Here is a 2,692-nt window from a genome sequence, read left to right on the forward strand (position 1 = left end):
TTTGCCGAGCTGGCGCTCGACACGCCCGAGGACCGCGCACTCATGGACCGCGTGGTGCGCGCCAGCGCCCATGTCGAGAACGAGACCCCCGTCGATACAGCGATCCTGCTCTACCGCGGCCGCGCGCTGGCCGCGCTGGGCCTGCCCGATGCCGCCATAGTTGTGTTCACGCTTGCCAACCGCCGCCGCAAGGACCGTCCCGAGGCGCTGCTGCACCAGATCCGCTACGACCGCGCCGTGCTTTACCTCGAGACCGGCCAGCGCGCCCGCGCGAGGCGCGAGCTCGAACGGATCTATGCCGCCAATCCGGGGTTCGAGGATGTGGCCGAGAGGCTGGGGGTGCGCTCGTGACCCCGCCGCACGCTGATCTTTCCCGCGCCATCTTTTCCGGTTGGCGCGGGGAACTCGACGGATTCCTGTCGCGTCTCGGCGATCATATCTATGTCTATGCCCTGTGCCGCCCTGACCAGACACCATTCTATATCGGGAAGGGGGTGAACCGGCGCGTCTTCGCACATGAATCGGAGGCTCGTCAGAAACATCCCATTGGCGAGAGCAATCCGCTCAAATGCAATGTGATCCGTAAGATCGAGCGCAACGGCGATTCGGTGTTCTACGTGATCGACAGTGCATTTGCACGCGAGCGCGAGAAAGCGAGCCTTGAGCGCGAGGCCGAACTCATTGCGGCGATCGGACGCCTGCACGAAGGTGGACCGCTCACCAACTTGGCTGGCGGCGTTGGCAGTGGGGCAGGGCCTTCCCCGCTCAGCGTCGCCCGGCATGAGGCCACGTTGTCAGGTAATCCGGAGGACAACCCCGAGCGCGCCGTCCTCAACCGTTTCCTGCAGGCCATCGGGCCTGTGCGCAGCGTGCCGATCAAGCCGGCGGGCCAGATCGCGCGTATCCTGCCGAGTACGCCGCACCCATCGCCGCGCAAGCCGAGTCTACGCTGTGCCTACGCGCTGGTTGCGAGCGCGAGCGCACATGGCGTTGCGATGGAGCCGGGTGTACGGATCCCGCGCAGCTTCGTCCACGAAGGCGTCGAGGGGGTCGTTGAGAACGGAGTCTCGCGCGACATCCTCAAGGCGGGCATGGCCGATCTGGTTGCGTCATCCGATCCAAAGCAAGAAAAATACGCACTCTCGTCCCGCCAAATCGAGACCCTCACCAACCTGTTGGGCCACAAGGCCCTCGAGCAACGCGGCTTGATATAGACGTGTTCATTTCAGGCGCACGGCGGTGCCGAAGCCGCTGATATTTGCAACGCTCGAGTTGAGAATTACCTGAAAATGGCAGCCTGCGACCATGTCGGCGCCCAGCGCCTCCGCATGCAGCCTCAGACCGTTACGGCAATCCTCGAGCGCTTCGGTCAGATCTGGAGCTCTCATGAAGCTCTTGTACGAGACCCCGACCGCGCCAACGATGTCGAGCACCTCGTGATCGCGCGGTGGTGGACAGGTGGACAGCAGAATGGTCATGACGTCAATCCCATGTCTTGTTTCCCCGACCAGGATCAGCGCCATGCGATCGGGGAAGTGTGATCCGTGGCGAGGCGCCTCCCTGTTTACTGCACCGGTTTACGACATCGGGACATTCGGGGATGTTCGCTTACCGCATATCGAACCAGCGCATGGAAGTCTGCAACAGGTGAACGTAATCGCCCGCCATGGCTTCGTTCATGAAGGCGGCGATCTCGTCCTAAGGCAGGTTGGCTTCCCGCGCGGCATGGCGGCAGCGGCCAAGAACGGAGAAAGCGTTTCCGTCCTGGCCGGTGAGTTCGACCGTGATGTTGGAGTGTTTTGGAATCATGGCAAAGGCTCCCCGCAGCAGTCACTGCAACAACAGGCGTGACCGACGCACGTAGTCCAGCCGAATTTCGAGGAAGTCGCGTGCGGTGGTGATGCCCGGCACTTGGGCCAGGGTTGCTCTATTGGCGCACCGTTCGTGCTCCATGCGTCGCCGCGTTACTCCTGCCCGCGACTGATCATCCTGGGATCGATTTCCGGCTCGTCACATTTCATCGCGGCGCCCATCCAGCGCTCGATGGTCGCCTGCAGCTTGGGATCGTCGGCTTCGATATGGAACGTGTAGAGGCGGTTAACGATTTCCTGCATCAGCGCGCGCATCTCGTTCTGGTCGAAATGCGAGACCTCGGTCCAGGGGATGCGCCGACCGTCCGCATCGTGGACAAAGACATCCGAGTAGTCACCGGTGCGGGTGACAGGGGTCAGTCCGAAATGCAGCGTCTCCAGCCGCGTGTTGCGCACGCAGAGCATGGCCATGATCCTGGCCAGCCTTGCTGCAACACGCTTTTCGTCGTCCTCGTTCATCAGACGAGAATAGCCGGATGCCCGCACTCGCGCCACGTTTCTGAACGGCGTTCCAGACTACCTTCTCGCGCAGGCCCGCGCCTGATCGCGCAGGACGGCGTAATCGGCTAGCCAGCCCACGATCAGCGCCCCCTCGGGCAGCGCGGCGACTTCCTCGGCGAAGCGCATCTGCTCAGCTTGGCTGTACACCACCACGGGCGGGCAGGCGCCAGGCAGAGCGTCAGAACTCACCCCCGCGCAGCCGGTCAAGAAGATCATCGCGGCTGCGAGGGCGGCTCGCGGCGGCGTCCAGCATCTGGCGATGGATGGCATCGTTGCGCTCCCGTATTTCGAGCCGTTCGGCGGCGCGGCCTGCGCGCTCG

The 2,692-nt window shown here is 63.5% G+C and carries 7 protein-coding genes; 3 read left to right on the forward strand and 4 right to left on the reverse strand.

What is annotated here, in order from left to right:
- On the forward strand, window positions 1–351 hold a 351-nt coding region (locus AC52Q4_RS09840), incomplete at its 5' end, for a hypothetical protein (protein ID WP_495536623.1).
- Window positions 348–1,214 carry a GIY-YIG nuclease family protein gene (locus AC52Q4_RS09845; protein ID WP_495536624.1) on the forward strand — a complete coding sequence of 289 codons (867 nt, stop codon included), beginning with the start codon at window positions 348–350 and terminating at the stop codon, window positions 1,212–1,214. The genes AC52Q4_RS09840 and AC52Q4_RS09845, both read left to right, overlap by 4 nt.
- Before the next feature lie 6 nt (window positions 1,215–1,220).
- Here AC52Q4_RS09845 and AC52Q4_RS09850 read toward each other — a convergent pair whose 3' ends face one another.
- Entirely contained in the window at window positions 1,221–1,478 is a 258-nt protein-coding gene (locus AC52Q4_RS09850) for a YbjQ family protein (protein ID WP_495536626.1), read from the reverse strand.
- 43 nt (window positions 1,479–1,521) lie between these two features.
- Between AC52Q4_RS09850 and AC52Q4_RS09855 the strand changes: the two genes are divergently transcribed.
- Window positions 1,522–1,851, forward strand: coding sequence for a hypothetical protein (locus AC52Q4_RS09855; protein WP_495536627.1), 330 nt, complete (start codon window positions 1,522–1,524; stop codon window positions 1,849–1,851).
- Here the strand turns inward: AC52Q4_RS09855 and AC52Q4_RS09860 are convergent.
- The 3 genes from AC52Q4_RS09860 to AC52Q4_RS09870 are packed head-to-tail and all read right to left on the reverse strand — an operon-like array spanning window position 1,831 to window position 2,561.
- Window positions 1,831–1,953 (reverse strand): hypothetical protein, encoded by a 123-nt coding sequence (locus AC52Q4_RS09860; RefSeq protein ID WP_495536628.1) that lies wholly within the window; start codon window positions 1,951–1,953, stop codon window positions 1,831–1,833. The two genes, AC52Q4_RS09855 and AC52Q4_RS09860, sit on opposite strands and share 21 nt — an antisense overlap.
- Window positions 1,954–1,964: 11 nt before the next feature.
- Window positions 1,965–2,330 (reverse strand): hypothetical protein, encoded by a 366-nt coding sequence (locus tag AC52Q4_RS09865; RefSeq protein WP_495536629.1) that lies wholly within the window; start codon window positions 2,328–2,330, stop codon window positions 1,965–1,967.
- 57 nt (window positions 2,331–2,387) lie between these two features.
- Window positions 2,388–2,561: a hypothetical protein gene (locus AC52Q4_RS09870; protein ID WP_495536630.1), complete on the reverse strand. Its 174-nt coding sequence runs from the start codon at window positions 2,559–2,561 to the stop codon at window positions 2,388–2,390.
- Between the last annotated feature and the right edge of the window lie 131 nt (window positions 2,562–2,692).

It is taken from the genome of Nitrococcus sp., assembly GCF_059432795.1.

Coding starts and splice junctions, on each gene's coding strand:
- AC52Q4_RS09850 (WP_495536626.1), bottom strand. CDS start 1,478: ATGACCATTCTGCTGTCCACCTGTCCACCACCGCGCGATCACGAGGTG.
- AC52Q4_RS09855 (WP_495536627.1), top strand. CDS start 1,522: ATGCGATCGGGGAAGTGTGATCCGTGGCGAGGCGCCTCCCTGTTTACT.
- AC52Q4_RS09860 (WP_495536628.1), bottom strand. CDS start 1,953: ATGGAGCACGAACGGTGCGCCAATAGAGCAACCCTGGCCCAAGTGCCG.
- AC52Q4_RS09865 (WP_495536629.1), bottom strand. CDS start 2,330: ATGAACGAGGACGACGAAAAGCGTGTTGCAGCAAGGCTGGCCAGGATC.